Annotated in this window: 13 protein-coding genes; 4 read left to right on the plus strand and 9 right to left on the minus strand. The window is 72.8% G+C overall.

All coding sequences use genetic code 11. The features are described from left to right. Positions 1 to 75: 75 nt before the first annotated feature. Both ABZ342_RS20670 and ABZ342_RS20675 read right to left on the minus strand, forming a co-directional pair. A complete protein-coding gene (locus tag ABZ342_RS20670; protein WP_155543926.1) occupies positions 76 to 945 on the minus strand; it encodes an NAD(+)/NADH kinase in 870 nt (289 codons plus the stop codon). Continuing rightward, complete coding sequence (locus ABZ342_RS20675) at positions 942 to 1,943, minus strand: SPFH domain-containing protein (RefSeq protein WP_360475243.1); 1,002 nt, start codon at positions 1,941 to 1,943, stop codon at positions 942 to 944. Before ABZ342_RS20675 ends, ABZ342_RS20670 begins: the two co-directional genes overlap by 4 nt. A gap of 91 nt (positions 1,944 to 2,034) precedes the next feature. On the opposite strand from ABZ342_RS20675, the gene ABZ342_RS20680 reads away from it, so the two are divergent. Next, entirely contained in the window at positions 2,035 to 2,712 is a 678-nt protein-coding gene (locus ABZ342_RS20680; protein WP_360475246.1) for an NUDIX domain-containing protein, read from the plus strand. Between the two features lie 274 nt (positions 2,713 to 2,986). Here ABZ342_RS20680 and ABZ342_RS20685 read toward each other — a convergent pair whose 3' ends face one another. Next, complete coding sequence (locus ABZ342_RS20685; RefSeq protein ID WP_360475249.1) at positions 2,987 to 4,123, minus strand: FAD-dependent monooxygenase; 1,137 nt, start codon at positions 4,121 to 4,123, stop codon at positions 2,987 to 2,989. 88 nt (positions 4,124 to 4,211) lie between these two features. Here ABZ342_RS20685 and ABZ342_RS20690 point away from each other — a divergent pair, with 88 nt between their 5' ends. Next, positions 4,212 to 4,907 carry a TetR family transcriptional regulator gene (locus ABZ342_RS20690; protein ID WP_360475252.1) on the plus strand — a complete coding sequence of 232 codons (696 nt, stop codon included), beginning with the start codon at positions 4,212 to 4,214 and terminating at the stop codon, positions 4,905 to 4,907. A gap of 19 nt (positions 4,908 to 4,926) precedes the next feature. Here ABZ342_RS20690 and ABZ342_RS20695 read toward each other — a convergent pair whose 3' ends face one another. The 4 genes from ABZ342_RS20695 to ABZ342_RS20710 form a co-directional block, all read right to left on the minus strand. Next, positions 4,927 to 5,520, minus strand: a complete 594-nt coding sequence (locus ABZ342_RS20695; protein ID WP_360475255.1) for a hypothetical protein — start codon at positions 5,518 to 5,520, stop codon at positions 4,927 to 4,929. A gap of 68 nt (positions 5,521 to 5,588) precedes the next feature. After that, positions 5,589 to 8,426, minus strand: a complete 2,838-nt coding sequence (locus ABZ342_RS20700; protein ID WP_360475258.1) for a glycoside hydrolase family 2 TIM barrel-domain containing protein — start codon at positions 8,424 to 8,426, stop codon at positions 5,589 to 5,591. A 90-nt stretch (positions 8,427 to 8,516) separates the two neighbouring features. Further along, on the minus strand, positions 8,517 to 9,521 hold the full coding sequence (locus ABZ342_RS20705) for a LacI family DNA-binding transcriptional regulator (RefSeq protein WP_360475261.1): 1,005 nt from the start codon (positions 9,519 to 9,521) through the stop codon (positions 8,517 to 8,519). Between the two features lie 66 nt (positions 9,522 to 9,587). Then, positions 9,588 to 10,493, minus strand: a complete 906-nt coding sequence (locus ABZ342_RS20710) for a glutaminase (protein WP_360475264.1) — start codon at positions 10,491 to 10,493, stop codon at positions 9,588 to 9,590. Between the two features lie 173 nt (positions 10,494 to 10,666). Between ABZ342_RS20710 and ABZ342_RS20715 the strand changes: the two genes are divergently transcribed. Further along, positions 10,667 to 12,058 carry an amino acid permease gene (locus ABZ342_RS20715; RefSeq protein ID WP_360475267.1) on the plus strand — a complete coding sequence of 464 codons (1,392 nt, stop codon included), beginning with the start codon at positions 10,667 to 10,669 and terminating at the stop codon, positions 12,056 to 12,058. Positions 12,059 to 12,094: 36 nt separating this feature from the next. On the opposite strand, the gene ABZ342_RS20720 is transcribed toward ABZ342_RS20715, so the two are convergent. Next, complete coding sequence (locus ABZ342_RS20720; protein ID WP_360475270.1) at positions 12,095 to 12,712, minus strand: PAS domain-containing protein; 618 nt, start codon at positions 12,710 to 12,712, stop codon at positions 12,095 to 12,097. Further along, a complete protein-coding gene (locus ABZ342_RS20725; protein ID WP_360475273.1) occupies positions 12,709 to 13,830 on the minus strand; it encodes a pyridoxal-phosphate dependent enzyme in 1,122 nt (373 codons plus the stop codon). Before ABZ342_RS20725 ends, ABZ342_RS20720 begins: the two co-directional genes overlap by 4 nt. Positions 13,831 to 14,619: 789 nt before the next feature. Here ABZ342_RS20725 and ABZ342_RS20730 point away from each other — a divergent pair. Next, complete coding sequence (locus ABZ342_RS20730; RefSeq protein ID WP_360475276.1) at positions 14,620 to 21,429, plus strand: SDR family NAD(P)-dependent oxidoreductase; 6,810 nt, start codon at positions 14,620 to 14,622, stop codon at positions 21,427 to 21,429. Positions 21,430 to 21,431 lie beyond the last annotated feature (2 nt).

Below are 21,431 nucleotides of genomic sequence, written 5' to 3' on the forward strand. Positions count from 1 at the left end.
ACCCTCGGCGAGGAGATCATTCTGACCGGCGGCGGACGCGAGTGTGACAACGTTGCCGCATTGTGTCCCAGCCGCTCACCGGACCAAGTGGACAGTCTTCGCAGCCGGGACGAACGTCGCCGTCTGGCCGCGGGTGAGCGCGACCTTGTCGGCTTCGAGGCCGTCGCCGAACGCGACCAGGCGGTCGGACTCGACCTCGACGGTGAGGGGCGTCGACGTCAGATCCCCTTCGGTGCACGTGGTTCCGGTCGTCGGCGACGGCCACGCCTCGCGGACGAACCAGACCAGCCGGGCCTCGCCGGGAGCGGGCAGCCGCAGCCCGCTCCCGCGCTCCCGCCACACCGACCCGCACCAGCCGGTCGCCCCGGTGCCCGTCCCGACGAGGATCCCCGAGGACGCCTGGCGTTCCGCCGGCCCGCCACCGACCCCCAGCCGGTAGCGGGCCGTCTGGTGCCCGGCGTGGCCCAGGTAGATCTCGTTGAGCGCGAGCAGCCGCTGGCCGTCGTCGGCGGTCAGCTCGGCCATCGTGCGGTGCTCGACGTCCTGAGTGGACCGGATCAGGTCCGCGACGGCGGCCGGCGGGTGCTTGACGAGCACACCGGGCGCGCCGGGTGTCACGCCGATCACCGGCTGGCCGTCGAGGTACTTGGCGACGTTGGCGATCAGCCCGTCCTGGCCGACCACGACGACGACGTCCTCCGGGGTGAAGAGGAATCGGTCGAGGTCGGCCCGTTCGACCTCGCCGCGTCGCCAGTCGAGCGGGATCGCCGCCGACGCGGCGGCGAGCGCCGCGCGCACGGCCGCGTCCGCCTCGGTCACCTCCGCCAGATCACGGCCGCGCGTGCGCAGGAAGAACTCCGCCTGACCACGCGTGCCGTGCCGGGCGAGCAGCTCGGCCAGCTCGGTGCGCCGGTGCACCAGCACGACGCGCGGGGCGAGGCTCACGACCGCACGCCCAGCTTCGTCAGCAGCGGCGTGAGCAGATCCGGCGTCAGGACCAGGCTGTCGATCTTGGGCAGGTTCCCGGCCAGCTCCTTCAGCGCCAGCCCGGTGAGCACGCCCTCGGGCAGGTCGCGGTACGCCGCCAGCCGCGCGGCTTCACCGGCCGCCTCCGCCTCGCCGAGCGCTCGCTTGCCGTCGGCTTCCACGAGTGTCAGACGCTCCCTGCGCGACGCCTGCGCTTCGGTCTCGATCCGGCTCGCCGCGGCGGCTTCTTCGGCCTGGCGGCGGGCGTTCGCGCCGCGCTGGGTGACCAGCTGCTCTTCGCGGCGGGCCAGCTCGATCTGGTTCTGCAGCTCGTTTTCCCCGATCGCGCGTTCGCGTTCGACGGCCAGCGCGCGCCGTTCGAAGGTCGCCCGGTCGGCCTCCTGCTGGACCTTCTCCCGCGCGGTCGTCTGCAGGGCCTTCTCGACCTCCGGCTCGGCGCGGATGGCGACGACGCGGACGTCGACGACGGCCGAACCGGTCTGCGCGAGCCGGGTGTCCTCCTCGGCGAGCCCGGCGCGGATCCGGTCGCGGACCGCCCGGACGCCGTCGACGAGCGCGGTCTCCAGCGGAGTGCGGGTCAGCACCTCGACGGCGTACTGCTGGACGTTTTCGGTCAGCAGCCCGCTGATCTGGGCGAGGGGATCACTTCTCCAGCGCCCGGTGCCCGGATCGATCGAAAAGTCGATCCGCTGCGCGGCCAGCGCCGGGTCCTCGATCCGGAAGGTCAGCGCGAGCTGCACGGTGACGTCCTGGAAGTCGGCCGTGCGGGCGTGGAACAGCAGCGGCAGCTCGCGGTCGTCGACCGGGACCTCCGAGACGACCGCGGTGAGCGGCCGGTACCAGAACGACAGCCCGACGCCGTCGTGCGCGAGCTTGCCGCGGCGGTAGTGGCGGATGTGCACGGTGGGTGCGCCGCGCAGGTGCCGGAACCCGAAGCGGCGGTCGATGTCGGCCATGAGCCCTCCTCTGAACGTCTTATCGTCGAGGTGACGATATGCGGAGGACGCCTTAATCGTCAAGCTGACGATTAGGAGGTAGGGTGGTGTCATGGGTCACCCGCCGTTCGCCGTCACCGTCGACCTCGTCGTGCTCACCCTGACCGGGGACGAGCTGTGCGCCCTGGTGGTGCGCCGGGGGGTTTCGCCTCATCTGGGGGAGTGGGCGCTGCCGGGCGGGTTCGTCCGCGCGGACGAAGATCTGTCGGACGCGGCGCGCCGCGAGCTGGCGGAGGAGACGGGACTGGCGCCGGGGACCGTCCACATCGAACAGCTGGCGGGGTACGGCGCCCCGGACCGCGACCCGCGGATGCGCGTGGTGACGGTGGCGTACCTGGCGCTGGCCCCGGACCTGCCGACCCCACGCGCGGGCACGGACGCGGCGGAGGCCCGGTGGGCCCCGGTGCGGTCGCTGGCGGGGGAGCACCTGGCGTTCGACCACGACCGGATCCTCGTCGACGGACTGGAGCGAGCCCGGGCGAAACTCGAGTATTCACCACTGGCAACGGCGTTCTGCCCGCCGGAGTTCACGGTCGCCGAGCTGCGGCGGGTGTACGAGCTGGTGTGGGACACCCGGCTCGACCCGCGCAACTTCCACCGGAAGGTGACGGGAGCGGAGGGGTTGCTGGAGCCGACCGGCCGCACGACGACGCGGGATGGCGGCCGGCCGGCCCAGCTCTATCGGCGGGGGAAGGCGGAAGTGCTGTACCCGCCGATGCTGCGAGCTTGACGGCGGCGGATTCCGCCCGGGCGGGGGCGCCGGTCATGCTGCAGTAACCGACACCGGCAGTTCCGTGCGGGTGGGAGTTGCCGGTCGTGCTGTGGGGGCAGTTCCGCGCGGCCGCCGCGGCGCTGCCCATGCGCCGGCTCGCCGGCGCATGGGCCTGCGGCCTCGCCGCTGGGCAGGGGCGAGCGAGCGCCTCGATGTGGCGGTCGGTGCGGTGAACGCAGCCAGCGCAGCCTTCGGCGTGTTCAACTCGACCAAGGCCGCTCGTGCGCTCGGCTCACGCGGCTCGGGCGGGCACCAGCCGTCGTGCGGCCGTCACCAGTGGCAGCAGCCGCGTGCCGAAATTGCGGGCGGCCAGCCCTCGCCGGGTTGCCGGGATCAGCAGGGCCGCCGCCGTGGAGACGTTGCGCTGCTTGGGTTCCACCAGCTTTCGGTGCTCGCTCTCGTACCGGTGGAACGCCGATGCCGCGTCACCCGGTGTCCGGCCCAGTTCCTCGGCCAGGGTGTACGCGCCGGCCATGGCCAGCGTCGAGCCGTCGCCGAACAGGGACACGCAGGACGCCGCGTCGCCGGCCAGCGCGATCCGGCCCGATGCCCAGCCGGCCATCCGCACCCGGCTCACCGAGTCCAGGTACAGGTCGTCCGCCTCCGCGACGCGCTCCACCAGCTCCGGCACCCGCCAGCCGGCTCCCGCGTACGCCGAAGCGAGCATGCGCTTGTGCAGCGCCGAATCCCGGTGGTCGAACCCCGGGACGGCGTCGCCGCGGAACATGAACGCCGCGATTCCACGGCCGCGCGACGGGTGCACCGCCACCGCCCGGCCGGGTGAGTTGTACATCACCAGCTCCGTGCGGTCCGCCGGCGGCTCGGCCAGCGGCAGCGTCGCGATGTAGACGCCCATGTGCTCGACGAACGCGTCCTCCGCCCCGAACGCCAGCCGCCGCACGTTCGAGTGGAGGCCGTCCGCGCCGATCACCAGGTCGAAGCGCCGCGGGGCGCCGCGCTCGAACGTCACGTCGACGCCGCCGTCGTCCTGGTGGAGCCCGGTGATCGAGTCGTGGAAGACGAACTCGGTGTCCGCGCGGGCGGCCTCGTACAGGATCGCCGCGAGGTCCGTGCGCGGCAGCTCGATACCGCCGTCGCCGCCCATCGCGACGCGCCCGGTCCGGCGGCCCGCGTCGTCGACGAACTTCAACGACGTGACGGCGGTGCCGGCTTCGCGCAGCCGCGCGGTGATGCCCATCCGGTCGGCGACCCGCGCGGCCGGGCCGCGGACGTCGACCGGGCTGCCGCTCGAGCGCAGCCCGGCGGCGCGCTCGACCACGGTCGGCCGGAAGCCCGCGCGGGCCAGCCAGTACGCCAGCGTCGGCCCGGCGACGCCCGCGCCGGAGATCAGTACGGTCTGCTCGGTCATGGTGTTACCCCCATCAGGTCCTGACCATCGGTCAGTGCCGACCGTACGCTCCTGTCCACCGGTCAGACAAGCGGGCTAGGCTCGGGCGATGATCGACGACACCCGCGCCCGGATCCTGCGCGCCGCGCTCGAGGAGTTCTCGGAACGCGGCTTCCACGCGACGTCGGTCCGGGAGCTGGCCGAGCGCGTCGGCATCACCAAGACCGCGGTGCTGTACCACTTCCCGGGCAAGGCGGACATCGTGACGGCGCTCGCCGAACCGCTCCTGGGCGACCTCGAAGCGGCGATGGCGAAGGCCACGGTCGCCGTCGACGCGCGCGCGGCGGCGATCGAAGGCCTCCTCGAGGTGTGGCTCGCCCACCGCTACCTGCTCCGGATGAACCTGCGCGACCTCGGGCTGACCGCCTCGAAGACGGTGTTCGAGCGCTTCCGCGACGGCATGCTGAAGGCGAACCACCTGGTCGCGGGACCGGACGCGGACCTGTCCGGCCGGGTCCGGGCGGCGCAGGCGATCGCCATGCTCAGCGACCCGGTGGTGCTGTTCGCCGACGCCCCGGTGGAGGAGCTGCGCGCCGCCGTCCTCGACGGCGTCGACCGGCTGTACGCGGTCGCCGAGCCGGAAGGCCGTCCCCGTGGCCGACGCGGACGGCCGCCGGTGATGAGCCCGGAGACGGTCGAGGCGGCCCGGCGCCTCTACGACGCGGGCCGCTCGCCGGCCGACATCGCGGCGGCGCTCGGCGTCTCCCGCGCGACGATCTACCGGCACCTCCCCGGCGCCGAATAATGAGACGCAATTATGAGACTTACTGAGACTCGACCTCGATGGCGGGCAACGCGCTCAACTGTGCCGAAGTCAGCTTCGACGCCGCGTCGAACACCTTCTGCTGGTGCTCCTTGATCCGCTCGTCCACCAGGCGGCTGAGCTCGAAGGCCAGCCGCCCGGTCTGCCGGACCGTGACGTCGTCCACCAGCGGCCGCACCGCCGACGTGATGACCACGCCCGAGGCCTCTCCCGCCGGGGATTGTGAGACGCCCACCGAGTAGGTCTCGCGCGGGTTGACCGGCCCGTCGATCGAAAAGTCCCGGATCCGGCCGAGCAGCGCGTGCCACTCGGCGATCTCGCCCGGCACCTCGGTGGCCTCGACGTCCGCCACGGTCAGGCCCATGCCGCGGTCGCCGGTGCGGAAACACCGGGCGTACGAGTTGAGCGCCGACACCCACAGCGCCTCGACGAGCACGGCGTCGACGCGCGGGTGGGCCAGCTCGGCCACCAGCCGTTCGCAGCACTTGAGGGTGAACTGGAGGTCGTCGAAGATCGCGACGAGGTCGGCGAGGCCCAGCGCGCCGGGGGTGACCAGCTGCCGGGCGCTCGAAGGGGTCGTCGTGGAAGAGGTCATCCGGGACGCTCCTGTCCTGCGGCCGTGTGGACCCCCAACGACACCGCATCCGGGAGCGTCCCGGGGTCTCAATTTGCGACACCACCCGCCACGGGCCGGAAGGACAGCGCGAACGACGTCTTCTGCGGCACCAGCCGGTACCGCGGCAGCACCCCCGGCCCGCAGGCCGCCGTCCCGAGGCCGTGTTGCGCGATGTCCAGGGTCAAGTGCACCAGGGGACCGGACTCCAGTTCGTCCGTGTGCCGCGCCGCCTCCAGGGCCGCCGCCGTCCAGCGGCGGGCCGTGAAGTCGAACGTCGGGTCGCCCTCGACGCGGATGCCCGTTCCGTCCGGGTCCGTCAGCGAGGCCCAGCGCACCGCCGTCCGGTTGCCGTTCTCCTGAGGGAAGACGTACGGCGTCTGCAGGCCGTCGACGCTGCTCGAAAACCGCCCGATCCGCACTGCCTGGCGGCTGTCCGGGTACGCCTCACCGGGGCCGCCGCCGAACCACTCCGCCGAGCCGAACGTGCCCGGCACCGCCATCGCGAGGCCGAGCCGGGGGAGCGTGTCCGGCCCCGGACCGTCGGGGGTGACGTCCACGCGCAGCCGCAGGCCGCCGTCGAAGGCCGTCCACGTGTAGTCCGTGAACAGTCCGAACGGCTGCGCCGGCGGGGCGACGCGGGTGCGCACCACGAGTTCGTCGCCGTCGGCGTCTACCGTGATCACGCGGTGCTGCATTCGGTGCAGCCCCGCTGCGAGCCACTGCGAAGCTTCGGACGGCCCGGGTGACGACCCGCGGTCGTTGTCGGTCGTCGCGCGCCAGACGTCGAGCCGGGGCCCGATGACGGTGTGCCCGCCGAGCGAGGTCAGCGTGCCCGTCACGGCGTCGAACTCGCCGGTGCCGAGCAGGAGCTGCCCGGCCGTCCGGAACACCGGCCCGCGCGTCGGAGGCGACGGCCGGGCGGGCGCCGCCGATACGGGCACCTGCCCCCAGCCGACGACGTGACCGGCGGACGCCCACGCGGTCGCCGAGGTCAGCGACGCCGTGACGGTCAGCCACGATTCACCACTGGTGGGCGGCAGCGACGGGAGCGGGAGAGCAACGCTCTGTCCGGAGTGGACGGCCGGCACGTCGAGGACACCGTTCGCAACGGCGGTTCCCTCGTCTTCGAGCACCCAGGTGAACCGAAGGTGCCCGGTGTCCACGAAGTCGTAGTGGTTCGAGATCCGGAGACCGGCCGGGCCGGCGGAGATCCGGACCGGCTCGATGATCTTCGCGAACTCCGTCAGCCCCGGCGACGGCGTCCGGTCCGGGAACAGCAGCCCGTCGATGACGAAGTTGCCGTCGTGGATGGGCTCGCCGAAGTCGCCGCCGTAGGCGAAGTGACCCGGGACGGCCAGGCCGTGGTCGATCCACTCCCACACGAACCCGCCCTGGCAGTTCGGGTACTTCTCGAACAGCTCGCGGTACTCCAGCAGCCCGCCCGGCCCGTTGCCCATCGCGTGCGCGTACTCGCAGAGCACGAACGGCAGGTCCCGGCGCCGCTCGTTCGCGTCCTCCCGGAGGCCGATCCGCTCCACTTCGGACGGCGTCGCGTACATGCGGCTGTGGACGTCCACATAGGAGCACTCGTGGTCGCCCTCGTAGTGCACCGGCCGCGTCGGGTCGCGGTGGCGCACCCACCCCGCCATCCGCGCGAGGTTGTCCCCGGTGTGGCTTTCGTTGCCCAGCGACCAGAGGATCACGCTGGGCCGGTTCTTGTCCCGCTCGACCGTGCGCCGCACGCGGTCGAGGTAGGCGTCCGTCCACATCGGCTCGGAGCTCGGGTTGCGGTCCCAGCCGAGCGGGCCGAAGCCGTGGGTCTCCAGGTCGCACTCGTCGACCACCCACAGGCCGTACTCGTCGCACAGCTCGAGGAACGCCGGGTCCGGCGGGTAGTGGCTGGTCCGGACGGCGTTGATGTGGTGCCGCTTCATGAGCAGGACGTCGGCCAGCGCGGTTTCGCGCGAGACGACGCGCCCGGTGCGCGGGTCGTGCTCGTGCCGGTTCACCCCGCGCAGCAGCAGCCGCCGCCCGTTGACCTTGAGCTGCCCGTCCTCGATCGTCACCGTCCGGAACCCGATCCGCACCGGCACGCGTTCGGCCGCGGTGGACAGCGTCCCGTCGTACAGGCGAGGTGTCTCGGCGCTCCACGGCTCGACGGGCAGCTCCAGCGGTTCCCCGGCCAGATGTCCCACGACGCCGAGAGACGGGATGTCCAGCACGACGTCCGCGCCGGTCTCGACCCGGACCGTGCCCAGCCCGGTCGTATGGTCGTAGTCCGCGCGGAGCCAGTAGTCGCCGATGCCGCCGGACGGCCGCGCCAGCAGCGTGACCGCCCGGAAGATCCCGGACAGCCACCACATGTCCTGGTCTTCGAGGTAGCTGCCGGCCGACCACTGGTGCACGCGGACCACCAGGATGTTGTCCCGCGGCCGCAGCAGCGCCCCGACCTCGAACTCCGACGGCAGCCGGCTGCCCTTCGTGACGCCGAGTTCGGTGCCGTTGAGCCAGATCCGCCCGCAGGAGTCGATCCCGTCGAAGCGCAGCAGCGCGGATCCCGCCGGCCAGGAAGCGGGCAGGTCGAACCGCAGCCGGTGGTCGCCGGTCGGGTTCTCCGACGGCACGTGCGGCGGGTCGACCGGGAACGGGTAGTGGACGTTCGTGTAGGCGGGCGCGCCGTGGCCGTGCAGCTGCCACAGCGACGGCACCGGCAGTTCGTCCCAGGTGGCGTCGTCCGCTTCGACCGGGTCGGGGGCGGCCGCGAGGCTCGGCGAGAGCCGGAACCGCCAGGTGCCGTTCAGCGACAGCGACGGGGCATCGGAGGTGAAGGCCGCCCGCGGGGGCACCGATCCATGCCCGGGGCCGGGGTCTTCGACGTACGACATGCAGTCCTCTCAGCGCGTGCCGTGAACGCTCCCGTGAACGTTCACGGATTGCTCGGAGTGTGCTTCGCGGCAGGACCGGGTGTCAAGGGATCAGGCGGATTCGCGCAGGTGGAGTGCGGCGCGGACGATCAGCTCGGCCGGTTCGAGGGGCGTGGCACCGGTCACGAGCCGGGCCGCCTGGTCGACGGCCAGCGTGCCGAGCGCGCGGGTGTCGATGGCGACGCTGGAGAGCTCCGGATCGACCAGGGTGCCGAGCGCCAGGCCGTCGAACCCGATCACGGCGAGATCGGCGGGCACGCGCAGGCCGAACCGGCGGGCCTCGCGCAGGGCGCCGATGGCGATGACGTCGTTGAACGCGAACACGGCGGTGACGTCGGGGTGGGCCGCGAGCAGGGTGGCCAGCGCGGCCCCACCGCCGTCGACGGTCTGGGCGGCCCGCGCGATCCAGCCGGGTGCGACGGCGATGCCGTGCTCGGCGGCGGCCCGGAGGAACCAGGTCCGCCGGATGCTGGGCTGGGGCCGGCGGTCGTGGTCGAGCATCCCGATCCGCCGGTGGCCGCGGTCGACGAGGTGGGTGACGGCTTCGCGGACGCCGTCCTCGCCGTCGATCGAGATGCCGCTGAAGCGCGGGGTGCGGGGTTCGCGGCCGATCAGGACCACGGGGATGCCGGGGGTGAACCGGTCGAGGTCCTCGTCGGAGCGGCTGAAGTAGCCGACCACGGCGTCGACCTGGGTGCCGATCACGCGGAGGGTGGCGAGCTCCTGCTCGGCGTCGCCGGCGGTGTCGTAGACGACGACGTGCCAGCCGCGGGCCCGCGCCGCCTGCAGCGCTCCCGAGGCGACCTCGGTGAAGAAGGGGTTGAGCAGATCGGGGACGACGAGCCCGATGGTGGTGGTGTCCTGCCGGACGAGACCGCGCGCGAACCGGCTCGGCCGGTACCCGAGCTCCCGCGCGGCGTCGAGGACGCGCTGCTTGGTCGAGCCGTCGATCTCGGCCTTGTCGTTCAGCGCGCGCGAGACAGTCTGCCGCGAGACCCCGGCCGTGCGGGCGACGTCGTGGATCGTCACGCGCCGGGGTTCCGTGCTCGAGGACACCGCCCACCTCCCTGTCGGAGGTCGAGTATGCCCGTCCCCGGCATCGGCGCTACCCGAGCGGGTGCCTCAGAAGACGGACCAGCCGGTCAGCGTCGTGAAGCGGTCCAGCGCCGACACCCCCGCCACGGAGTTCCCGCGCGCGTCCAGGCCCGGGCTCCACACGCACACCGCGCACCGGCCCGGCACCACCGCGAGGATTCCGCCGCCGACGCCGCTCTTGCCCGGGAGCCCGACCCGGTAGGCGAACTCGCCGGCCGCGTCGTAGGTGCCGCACGTCAGCATCACCGCGTTGATCCGCTTCGCCGCGCTCAGCTCCAGCAGGCGGGTGCCGTCGTTGCGGATGCCGTGGCGGGCCAGGAACAACGCCGAACGGGCGACGTCGGCGCAGCTCATCGCGATCGAGCACTGGCGGACGTACTGGTCGAGCACCGACGGCACCGGGTGGCGCATGTTCCCGTACGACGCCATGAAGTACGCCAGGGCGCGGTTGCGGTCGGCGTGGCCCGCCTCCGACGCGGCCACCTCGGGATCGACGCCGATGTCCGGCCGGCCGCTCTCCTCGCGCAGGAACGCCAGCAGCGCGTCGACCGCGTCGCCGTGGCGGGCCAGCTCGTCGGTCACCACCAGCGCGCCCGAGTTGATGAACGGGTTGCGCGGGATGCCGTCCTCGTGTTCCAGCTGCACCAGCGAGTTGAACGGGTCCCCGGACGGTTCGCGCCCGACGCGCGACCACACGCCGTCGCCGCGGGAGAGCACCAGCGCCAGCGTGAACACCTTGGACATGCTCTGCACCGAGAACGGCCGCTGCCAGTCGCCGACGCCGTGCACCGAACCGTCCACTTCGGCCACCGCCATGCCGAACCGGTGCGGCTCGATCCGGGCCAGTGCGGGGATGTAGTCCGCGACGACACCGCGGCCGATGTCGGACGCGACGTCGACCGCGATCCGGTCCAGCAGCGCCGCGAAGTCCACGGCCGTAGCGTAGAAGCCGAGCCCGACCGGCCGCGCGGCGGCCCGGTCAAATCAGCCCTGTCAAATCGAAACCGGGGAAAACCAGCACCATGCCAGCGGTGATCTCCGGCACACCTTAAGTCTTCCTTAGTCCGCTTGGTGACCTGCCGCACACGCTCTAGCGTCACGAAACCATGGATTCCTCGCTCCTCACCGAAAAAGGTGAAAGCTACTCGAAAGCGCTGGGCAACCGCCAAGTGCAGATGATCGCCATCGGCGGCGCGATCGGCGTCGGGCTGTTCCTCGGCGCCGGCGGCAAGCTCCACCAGGTCGGCCCCTCCCTGGTCCTCTCGTACGCGATCTGCGGGGTGGCCGCGTACTTCGTGATGCGCGCGCTGGGCGAGCTCGTCCTGCACGAGCCGAGCTCCGGCAGCTTCGTCACCTACGCGCGGAAGTTCATCGGCCCGTGGGCCGGCTTCGCCTCGGGGTGGATGTACTGGGTGAACTGGGCGATGACCGGGATCGCGGAGATCACGGCGGTCGCGATCTACGTCCACAAGTGGCTCCCGGACGTGCCGCAGTGGATCACCGCGCTGGTCGCCCTCGGCGTGCTGATCGCGGTGAACCTCTTGAGCGTCAAGCTGTTCGGCGAGCTGGAGTTCTGGTTCTCGGTGGTCAAGGTGACGGCCATCGTGGTCTTCCTGATCACCGCGCTCGGCCTCGTGTTCACCAGCGCGAACATCGGCGGCACGCCCGCCGGCCCGCACAACCTGACCGGCCACAGTGGATTCTTCCCGGCGGGCATCGGCATCGCGCTGATGACACTGCAGGCGGTCATCTTCGCCTATTCGGCCATCGAGGTCGTCGGCATCGCGGCCGGCGAGACCAAGGACGCCCGCAAGGTCCTCCCGAAGGCGATCAACGGCGTGGTGTGGCGGATCGGCGTGTTCTACGTCGGCTCGGTGCTGATGCTGGCGATGCTGCTGCCGTGGCCGTTCTACAACGGCGACGAGAGCCCGTTCGTGACGGTGTTCAGCCGCCTCGGCATCCCGGGCATCGGTGACGTCATGAACGCGGTCGTGCTGACCGCGGCGCTTTCCAGCGTCAACTCCGGCCTCTACTCCACCGGCCGGATCCTGCGCTCGCTGGCCGAAAAGGGCGAGGCGCCGTCGTTCGTCAGCCGGATGAGCGGCCGGCACGTGCCCTACGGCGGCATCCTGTTCACCTCGGTCGCCTACCTGCTCGGCGTGGTGCTCAACTACCTCGTGCCGAGCGAAGCCTTCGACATCGCGATCGCGATCGCCTCGCTCGGCGTGATCACGACGTGGGCGACGCTCGTCTTCTGCCAGATGCGCCTGCGCCAGGCCGCTTTGCGCGGCGAACTGGAACGGCCGTCGTACCGGATGCCGTGGGCGCCGTATTCGGGCTGGGCGACGTTGGCGTTCCTGGCCTTGGTCGTCGTGCTGATGGGCTTCTCGGACGGCGCCGAGAAGGTCGCGTTCTATTCGATCCCGGTGCTGGCCGTGGTGCTGGCGGTGGGGTGGCGAGTGGTCTCGAAGCGGCGCGAGCGAGTCGCGGCGGAATAGGGCCGGACGCGGTGGCCTCCCGGCGAGGCCACCGCGTCAGCGCAGGTAGTTGTAGACGCTGGCCCGGGAGATCCCGAGCAGGTCGGTCAGCGCCGGCACCGCGTTCTTCACGTCCAGGAACCCGCGCTCCTTCAGCGTCCGCACCAGGTCCTTCTTGCCGGCGGCCGGCAGGCTGCGCGGGGTGTGACCGCGTTCGGTCGCGTAGTCCTCGACCAGTGCGCGCAGCTCGTCGGCCGTGCGGGCGCGCAGCGACTCGGTCAGCGGGGCCGGCTCGTCGGCGCGGGCGAGCCGGGTCAGCGCGCGGGCGGCGGAGCCGAGCAGGGAGACGTCGAGGTTGAGGCACAGCGCCGCGACGTAGTCGCCGGCCGAGTTGCGGAGGCCGATCGACGTGCTCTTCGCCGGGCGGCCGTCGGGGAAGCGGTTCGGGTAGTTCTGCAGGACGTCCGGGAAACCGGGGTCGGCGATCCGGGCCAGGCCCAGCTCGGTCGCCGGGTCGCCGACGGCGCGCCCGGACAGGCCGCCTTCGATCGCGCGGACGGCGTGGGCCGGGTCGCGCAGGTCGTGCAGCACGACCTCGCACAGCCCGGGGAACATCCGGCCGACGGCCTGCGCGATCTTCTCGGCCTCGCGCAGCAGCAGTTCGTCCTCGGTCATCCGATCAGCTCGCGCAGCTTGTCCGGCGCCTTCAGGCCGGAGCCGGTGAGGACGACGACGGTGGTCTCGCCGGGCCGGATGGCACCCCGCGAGCGGAAGACGTCGATCGCCGCGGCGGCGGTCGCGCTGGTCGGCTCCGCGTAGAGGCCGAGCGACGCCAGCCGGCGGGCGGCCGCGGCGATGGCGTCCTCCTCGATGGCTACCGTGTCGCCGCCCGACCGGCGGATCGCCGCGACCACTTCGGGGAGCCGGACCGGGTGCCGGATGGCGGTCCCCTCGGCGACGGTCGGGGCGAACTCGGGTGGCCGCCGGTCGTGGACGGCGGCGTCGATGGGGGAGCAGTTGCGCGGCTGGGCGACCAGCAGGCGCGGCCGCCGCGTGATCGACCCGGCGGCCAGCAGCTCGCCGAAGCCGAGGTCGCAGCCCAGCACGACGCTCCCGGCGCCGGCCACCGTGACCACGGCGTCCGGCGCGCGGAAGCCCAGGTCCTCCCAGAGCTCGTAGGCCAGCGTCTTGGTGCCCTGGAGGAAGAAGGGGTGCCAGTTGTGGCTGGCGTAGGTCGTGCGGGACGAGCGGCGGACGGCCTCGGCGGCGGTGTCGTCGCGGGTGCCGGGCACGAGCTCGACTTCGGCGCCGTACGCGCGGGTCTGCAGGACCTTCGCCGCGGACGTCCCTTCGGGGGCCAGCACGGTGGCCGCGATCCCGGCGGCGGCGCTGTAGGCCGCGACCGACGAGCCGCCGTTGCCGGAGCTGTCTTCCAGCAGTTCCTTCACCCCGGCGCCGGCCAGCGCGGAGATCATGACGCTGGAGCCGCGGTCCTTGAAGCTGCCAGTCGGGCTGAACCACTCGAGCTTGAACCGCACGTCGCCGTCGCCCCAGGGGCGGGGGACCAGCGGCGTGCACCCTTCGCCGAGCGAGACCGGCCGCAGGTCGCCGGGCAGCGCGGCCCGGTACCGCCAGAGCGACCGGACGCCGGTGTCGACGTCGCCGGAAGCGAGCCCGGGCAGCGGGGCGACGGACAGGGGCGCGCCGTCGTCGCCGCGCCAGCGCAGCGGGTCACCCGGGTAGCGCGTCCCCGAACGTTCGTCGGCGTACCAGTACTCCACGACCACCTCCACGGCTGGACAGTACGTCGAAGGATAGACGATGCGTCTATGGTTACCGACTGGTACGCGAAACGCTTTCAGCTTTCTCTAAGGAAAATCTGTCACCGAAGTGTGGAAAATCCCTGACGAAGATCGCTGCGGGAGACTGGAGGTACCGATGGTGTCCGGCCGAATACCCGGAGTCGTCCTGGTCGTGGCGGGTGCCGCGGTCTGCCGGGGCGTCCGGGGCTCGGCGCGGCCGTGGTCGTTTGAGCACGCGGAACCCGGGCCGCGCGCGAGTCCATAGTGGACTCGCGCGATCCCGGCGCGGCAATCGGGCGGGTTCCGCGTACGACTTTCGACCGTGGGTAAAACTGCCGGGAAATGGTGACCGGCCAATAGTGAATTATGACGTTTCCGGGGTGGGAGCGATCGGGGAGTCGTGGCCGGCTTTACGGCCACGACAGTTTGTGGCGCGCGGCGGACAACTATTCGGACCACCGAACGTCGTGGTCCGGTGTGGTCAGTCCCACTGCGTCCGCCGGGTGAGAAGGCTTGCCCCATCTGGGCGCGTGTGGGACACGAGGCGCAGGTTCGGCCGGCTGTGGGCGGCCGTCGGCTGCCGTACAACGGCAATCCGGCGCCCCTTCCCTGCGCGCGGAACGTGACGGCGACGTTAAATTCTTGCGTCCTCCGGCTGGTCCATCCCGAATTTTCTGAACCATCGCGACGAAATCGTGGTGGGTTGTTGACGGAACCCGTGGGAACCCGCTTAAGTACACCCCGTTACCCATCACCCATTCGTGCGTAACGGGAGTGCCCATGCGTGTCCCGAAACCGGACCTGGTCGTCGCCGTGTCGCCGGTGCGGTGGCCGTCGGCCCGCGGGGTCGCGGCCGCCGTGCGCGGGGGCGGGCTCGGCGTGCTCGACCTCACCGGCGGAGCCGCCGCGGATGAGCTTGCGCTGCTGGGCGAATGGGGCGTCCCGGACTTCGGCGTCCGGCTGGACGCCCCGGTCGTCGATCTGCCCGAAGCCGCGACCACCGTCCTGCTGACCGAGGACTCCCCGTGTACCGCGGAAGACTTCCCCGGCCGCCGGGTGCTGGCGGAGGTCACCAGCCGGGCGTCGGCCGCGCGCGCCGTCGCCGCAGGTGCCGCCGGCCTGATCGCCCGCGGTCACGAATGCGGCGGCCGGACGGGTGAACTGAGCACGTTCGTGCTGCTTCAGGCTCTCCTCGCCGACGAGTCCCTCGAGGTTCCGGTGTGGGCCGCGGGCGGCATCGGCCCGCACACCGCGGCCGCCGCGATCGCGGGCGGGGCGGCCGGCGTGGTGATCGACACCCAGCTCGCCCTGCTGCCGGAAGCCGAGCTCCCGTCGGCGCTCACCCGCGCGCTCACCGGGCTGGACGGCTCCGAAACGACGGTCGTCGACGGCGTCCGCCGCCTGGCGCGCCACGGCTTCGAGCCGGTCGAAGCCGGCCAGGACGTCTTCCTCGCCACCCGCTTCCGTGACCGCTGGGGCACCGTGACGGCGGCCGTCCGGGGCCTTGCCGACGCCACCGGTGCGGCTCTGCGCGTCGAGACCCCGGTGCTGGGACCCGGCAGCGCGGGCAGCCGCGCGCTCGGCACGGCGCTGCCGATCGCGCAGGGACCGATGACCCGGGTCAGCGACCAGCCCGCGTTCGCCGCCGAGGTCGCCGCGGGCGGCGCGCTGCCGTTCATCGCGCTGGCCCTGTCCGGCCCGGAGCAGACCCGCGACGTCCTCGAGCGGACCCGCGCCTCCGTCGGCGACGCGCCCTGGGGCGTCGGCGTGCTGGGGTTCGCCGCCGAAGACGTCAAGGCCGCGCAGCTGGAAGTCATCCGGGAGCTGCGGCCGACGCACGCGATCATCGCCGGCGGCCGGCCCGCGCAGGCCGCCGCGCTCGAGGACGCCGGGATCGCCACCTTCCTCCACGTGCCGTCGCCGGGACTGCTGAAGCAGTTCCTCGAAGCCGGCGCCCGCAAGTTCGTCTTCGAAGGTTCCGAATGCGGCGGTCACGTCGGGCCGCGCACCAGTTTCCCCTTGTGGGAAGCGCAGCTCGGCGTCCTCGCGGACTTCCTGACGGCCACGCCGGACGCGGCTCCCGGCCTGCAGCTGCTGTTCGCCGGCGGGATCCACGACGAGCGGTCGGCCGCGATGGTGGCCGCGCTCGCCGCGCCGGTGGCCGCGCGCGGCGCCGCGATCGGGGTCCTGATGGGCACCGCCTACCTCTTCACGCGCGAGGCCGTCGACGCCGGCGCCGTGCTCCCGGCGTTCCAGCGGCAGCTTTTGGCGGCGCGGCACACCGACCTGCTGGAAACCGCGCCGGGCCACGCGACCCGCTGCGTGCGCAGCCCGTTCACCGAGGAGTACGCGGCGATCAAGGCGGAGCTCGCCGAGCGGGGCGTGCCGAGCCGGGACGCGTGGGAGCACCTGGAGACGTTGAACGTCGGGCGCCTTCGGTTGGCCAGCAAGGGAATCGAGCGCGTCGGCGCCGAACTGCGCGACGTCGGCGAGGACCGGCAGCTCGCCGAAGGCATGTTCATGGCGGGCGAGGTCGCCGTGCTGCGCTCGGCCGTCACCACGATCGCCGACCTGCACCACGCGGTGGGGGAAGGCGCGAACGCGGTCTTGCGCGAGCGGGCCGCCGCGTTCGGGATCGCGACCCCGGAACCCCCGGCGCCCGCGCCGCTCGAGATCGCGATCGTCGGTATGGCCTGCATGTTCCCGCAGGCGCCCGACCTGGCCACGTTCTGGGCGAACGTCCTGGCCGGCGCCGACGCGGTCACCGAGGTCCCGCCGCAGCGCTGGGACACCTCTCTCTACTACGACCCGGACGGCCAGGGCGAGAAGACGCCGTCGCGCTGGGGCGGGTTCCTGCCCGAGATCGGGTTCGACCCGCTGAAGTACGGCATCCCGCCGTCGTCGCTGGCCAGCATCGAGCCGGTGCAGCTGCTGGCGCTGGAGGCCGCGCACCGCGCGCTGGCCGACGCGGGCTACGCCGACCGCGCGTTCGACCGGGCCCGGACGTCGGTGGTGTTCGGTGCCGAGGCGGGCAGCGACCTGTCGAACGCGATGTCCCTGCGGACCGTGCTGCCGTCCTACGTGGGCGAACTGCCGTCCGAACTGGACGACCGGCTGCCGCGGATCACCGAGGACTCCTTCCCGGGCGTGCTGGCGAACGTCATCGCCGGGCGGATCGCCAACCGGCTCGACCTGGGCGGCGCGAACTACACGGTGGACGCCGCGTGCGCGTCGTCGCTGACCGCCGTCGACGTGGCCTGCAAGGAACTGACCGCCGGGACCAGCGACCTCGTCCTCTGCGGTGGCGCGGACCTGCACAACGGCATCAACGACTACCTGCTGTTCGCCTCGGCGCACGCTCTCTCGCCGACCGGGCGGTCGGCGACGTTCGACAGCGCGGCCGACGGCATCGCGCTGGGTGAAGGAGTCGCCTGCGTCGCGTTGAAGCGGCTCGCCGACGCCGAACGCGACGGCGACCGCGTGTACGCCGTGATCAAGGGCGTCGGGGCGGCTTCCGACGGGCGGGCGCTCGGGCTGACCGCGCCGCGGCCGGAGGGCCAGCACACCGCGCTGACCCGCGCTTATCGCAACGCCGGTGTCTCGCCGGCCGCCGTGGGGCTGGTCGAGGCGCACGGCACCGGGACCGTCGTCGGCGACCGGACCGAGCTGAGCACGCTGACGAAGGTGTTCACCGAGGCCGGCGCGGCGCCGGGTGGCTGCACGATCGGTTCGGTGAAGTCCCAGATCGGGCACACCAAGTGCGCGGCGGGCCTGGCCGGGCTGGTCAAGACCGCGCTGGCCCTGCACACCGGCGTCAAGCCGCCGACGCTGCACCTCTCGGCGCCGAACCCCGCGTGGGACGCGTCGACGAGCCCGTTCGTGTTCCAGTCCGCGGCGCAGCCATGGGCCGCGCCGCCCGCCGAGCGGATCGCCGGCGTCAGCGCGTTCGGCTTCGGCGGGACCAACTTCCACGTCGTGCTCGGCGCGCACGACAGCGTGCCGCCCGCACTCTCCGCCGACGAGTGGCCGGCCGAGCTGTTCGTCTTCACCACGGACGCGGCCGTCCGCGACCTGCTGGCTTCCGCTACCGAAGTCCCGGCCGGACGGCAGCCTTGGCGGCTGCGGGACCTGGCGCTCTCCGCGTCGCTGCGCGCCCAGGGCCGGCCGGTCCGGCTCGCGGTAGTCGCGTCCACTGTGGACGAGCTGACCACGTTGCTGCGGCAGGCACTCGCGGGTGCGGACGCTCCCGGGCTGTACCGCGCCGGCGACGAGCTCACCGGCGACGTCGCGGTGTTGTTCCCCGGGCAGGGCAGCCAGCGGCCGGGCATGTTCGCGGAGCTGTTCGTCGCTTTCCCCGAGCTGCAGCGGTACCTGCGCCTGGACCCGCCGACGGCCGACGTCGTGTTCGGCCCGGCGGTGTTCGGCGAGCGGGCCCGGCAGGACCTGGCCGACCGCGTCACCGACACCCGCGTCGCCCAGCCCGCGCTCGGCCTGGTCGGGCTGGCCGCGTTCCGGCTGCTGACCCGCGCGGGCGTCCGGCCGGCGATGGTCGGCGGGCACAGCTACGGCGAGCTGACGGCGCTGGCCGCGGCGGGCACCTTCACCCCGGAGGCGCTGCTGCACGCGAGCCACGCCCGGGCGGCGGCGATCCTCGACGCCATCCCCGCGGGCGACCCGGGTGCGATGGCGGCGGTCGCGGCGGCGGCGGAGGCTGTGCGTGCGGTCGTGACGGCGTCCACCGTGGTCCTGGCCAACCACAACTCGCCCGAGCAGACGGTCATCTCCGGCCCGACCGCCGACGTCGAAGCCGCGGTCACGCAGCTGCGCGCGGCCGGGCTCGGCGCGAAACGGATTTCGGTCGCGTGCGCGTTCCACAGCCCGCTGGTCGCTTCGGCGGGCGCGGCGTTCGGGCTTGCACTCGGCGCGATCGGCGTCGTGCGACCCGGCGTCCCGGTCTACGCGAACCGGACCGCGGGACCCTACCCGGCCGCACCGGACGAGATCCGCGACGAGCTGGCGGCGCAGGTGGGTTCGCCGGTCCGGTTCGTCGAGCAGATCGAGGCGATGTACGCGGCCGGGGCACGGGTGTTCGTCGAGGCCGGACCGGGTGCGGTGCTGGCCAGGCAGGTGGGCGCGATCCTCGGCGACCGCCCCCATCGGACGGTCGGGTTCGAGCAGCCGGGCCGCCGTGGCCTGCCGGGTTTCCTCGGCGCGCTGGCGCAGCTGGCCGTGGCCGGGGTACCGGTCGAGACGGGCTGGCTGTTCCGCGGCCGCGACGCGCTCGACGCGGCGTCCGTCCCTCGGCCGAAGCGTCCCGGGTGGACGGTGGACGGCCACCTGCTCCGCACCGCGGACGGCACGATCCCGGCCGGTGCTCTGCAGCCGGCTTCGCGCGTCTCGCTGGGCCTGTCGGTCGCGCCGGAGGCGGCGACTTCGGAGGCGATGGTCACCGACTTCCTGCGGACGAGCCGCGAGATGATCGCCGCTCAGCGGGACGTGCTTTTGAGCTTCCTCGGAAATGACGCGCCGGTCGCCCGGTCGCTCCCGGTGGTCGAGGCGATTCCGCCGCTTCCGGCCGCTTCGGCGGTTCCGGTTTCGGCTCCGAGTCCGGTTCCGGCGCCGGCGGTGCGACCGGTGCTGGAGACGATCGTCGAGGTGATCGGGGAACGGACCGGGTACCCGGTGGAGATGATCGAGCCGGACCTCGATCTCGAAGCCGACCTGAGCGTGGACTCGATCAAGCGGGCCGAGATCGCGGGCGAGCTGGCCTCCCGGCTCGGCCTGGCCGGCGGCGACGTCGAGGAGTTCGCCAAGGCCCGGACGGCGGCGGCGATCGCCGAGCTGATCGGTGCGGTGCACCCCGACGTGGCGCCCGAGGCGCCCGCTTCGGGGAGTTCGGTGCTGGAGACCGTGGTCGAGGTGATCGGGACGCGGACGGGCTATCCGCCGGAGATGATCGAGCCGGACCTCGACCTCGAAGCCGACCTGAGCATCGACTCGATCAAGCGAGCGGAGATCGCGGGCGAGCTGACGATCCGCCTGGGCACCGGCGAGGTGGAGGAACTGGCCAAAGCCCGCACGGCGGCGGGGATCGCCGAGATCCTGGACGGCGGAAGCGAGGGCCGCGCGCCGGCCGACACGGGAGACGCGGCGAACCTTTCCGGCCCGGCGCCCGTGGCCGGTGAGCCCGCCGCGAACGGGGCCGAGCCGCGGCCGGTGATCGTGGCCCCGAAGCGGTACCTCATGACCGAGGTCGACCTCGGCCCGGCCACCGCGCCCGACATCGCCGGGCGGCGGTTCCTCGTCCTCGGCGCCGGCCCGGGAGCCGACGCCCTCCACGCCGAACTGACCGCCCGCGGCGCCGAAGCCGAGATCGGCGACGACATCCGCCCCGGCTTCGACGGCTACCTCCACCTCCCCGACGGCGACTCCGTCCTGCCCGCCGCGTTCTCCCTGTACCAAGCCGCCCTCGCGCAGCGGCCGCGATGGCTGCTCACCGCCGGACCGGCCGAAGGGCTCCGCGGCTTCTACCGCAGCATCTCCCGCGAATACCCGGACACCCTCGCCCGAGTCGTCGAACACGCCGATGCCGAAGCCCTCGTCGCCGAACTGTCCACCGTGGACCGGGCGCCCGTCGTGATCCGGGAAGGACCGAAACGCCGCGGGCTCGAGCCCACCGAGCACGGGCTCGGCCTCCTCGGCAGCAGCGGCGCGGGCCCGGCCGGCGACGGTGCCGCCGAAGCGGCCGCGATCGGCCTGGACCGTGACTCCGTCGTGCTGCTGGTCGGGGGCGCCAAGGGCATCACCGCCCGGTTCGCCGGCACCGTCGCCGCCGCGACGCGCTGCCGCGTCGAACTGCTCGGCCGGACCGCGCCGCCGGCGGACGAAGACGAATACCCGCAGGCGAAGGACGCCGGAGAACTCCGAAAGGCACTCATCGAAGCCGGGCTGAAGAGCCCCGCCGAGATCGAGAAGAGCGTCCGCCGGATCGAGAGCGAACGCGAAGTCCGCAAGACCCTCCGGCAGCTCGAAGCGCTCGGCAGCCCGGTGCGCTACCAGTCCGTCGACATGCTCGACGCCGAAGCCGTGCACCGCGCGGTCAAGGAGATCCACGCCGAGTACGGCCGCCTCGATGGCATCGTCTACGCGGCCGGCGTCATCGAAGACAAGCTCGTCGCCGACAAGACACCGGAGTCGTTCGCCCGCGTCTACGGCACCAAGGTGGACGGGGCCAGGACGCTCCTGGAAGCGACCGCCGACCTGCCCGACGAGCCCAAGTTCGTCGTGCTGTTCGGCAGCATCGCCGCCGCCCTCGGCAACCGCGGCCAGTCGGACTACGCCGCCGCCAACGACGCCCTCGAAGCCCTCGGACGGCGGTGGCCCGCCGGGCGCGCGGTGACCGTCCACTGGGGACCGTGGGCGCCGACCGGCGACCACGACGGCATGGTGACACCCGCGCTGATGCGCGACTACGCCCGCCGCGGCATCGAGCTGATCGACCCGGAGGAGGGCACCCTCGGCCTGCTGCGCGAGCTGGCCTGGGGCCGCCCGGACGTCTCGGCCGTCGTCCACACCGCTTCGGGGTGGTGACC

This window comes from Amycolatopsis sp. NPDC005961, assembly GCF_040629235.1.
GTDB lineage: Bacteria > Actinomycetota > Actinomycetes > Mycobacteriales > Pseudonocardiaceae > Amycolatopsis > Amycolatopsis camponoti.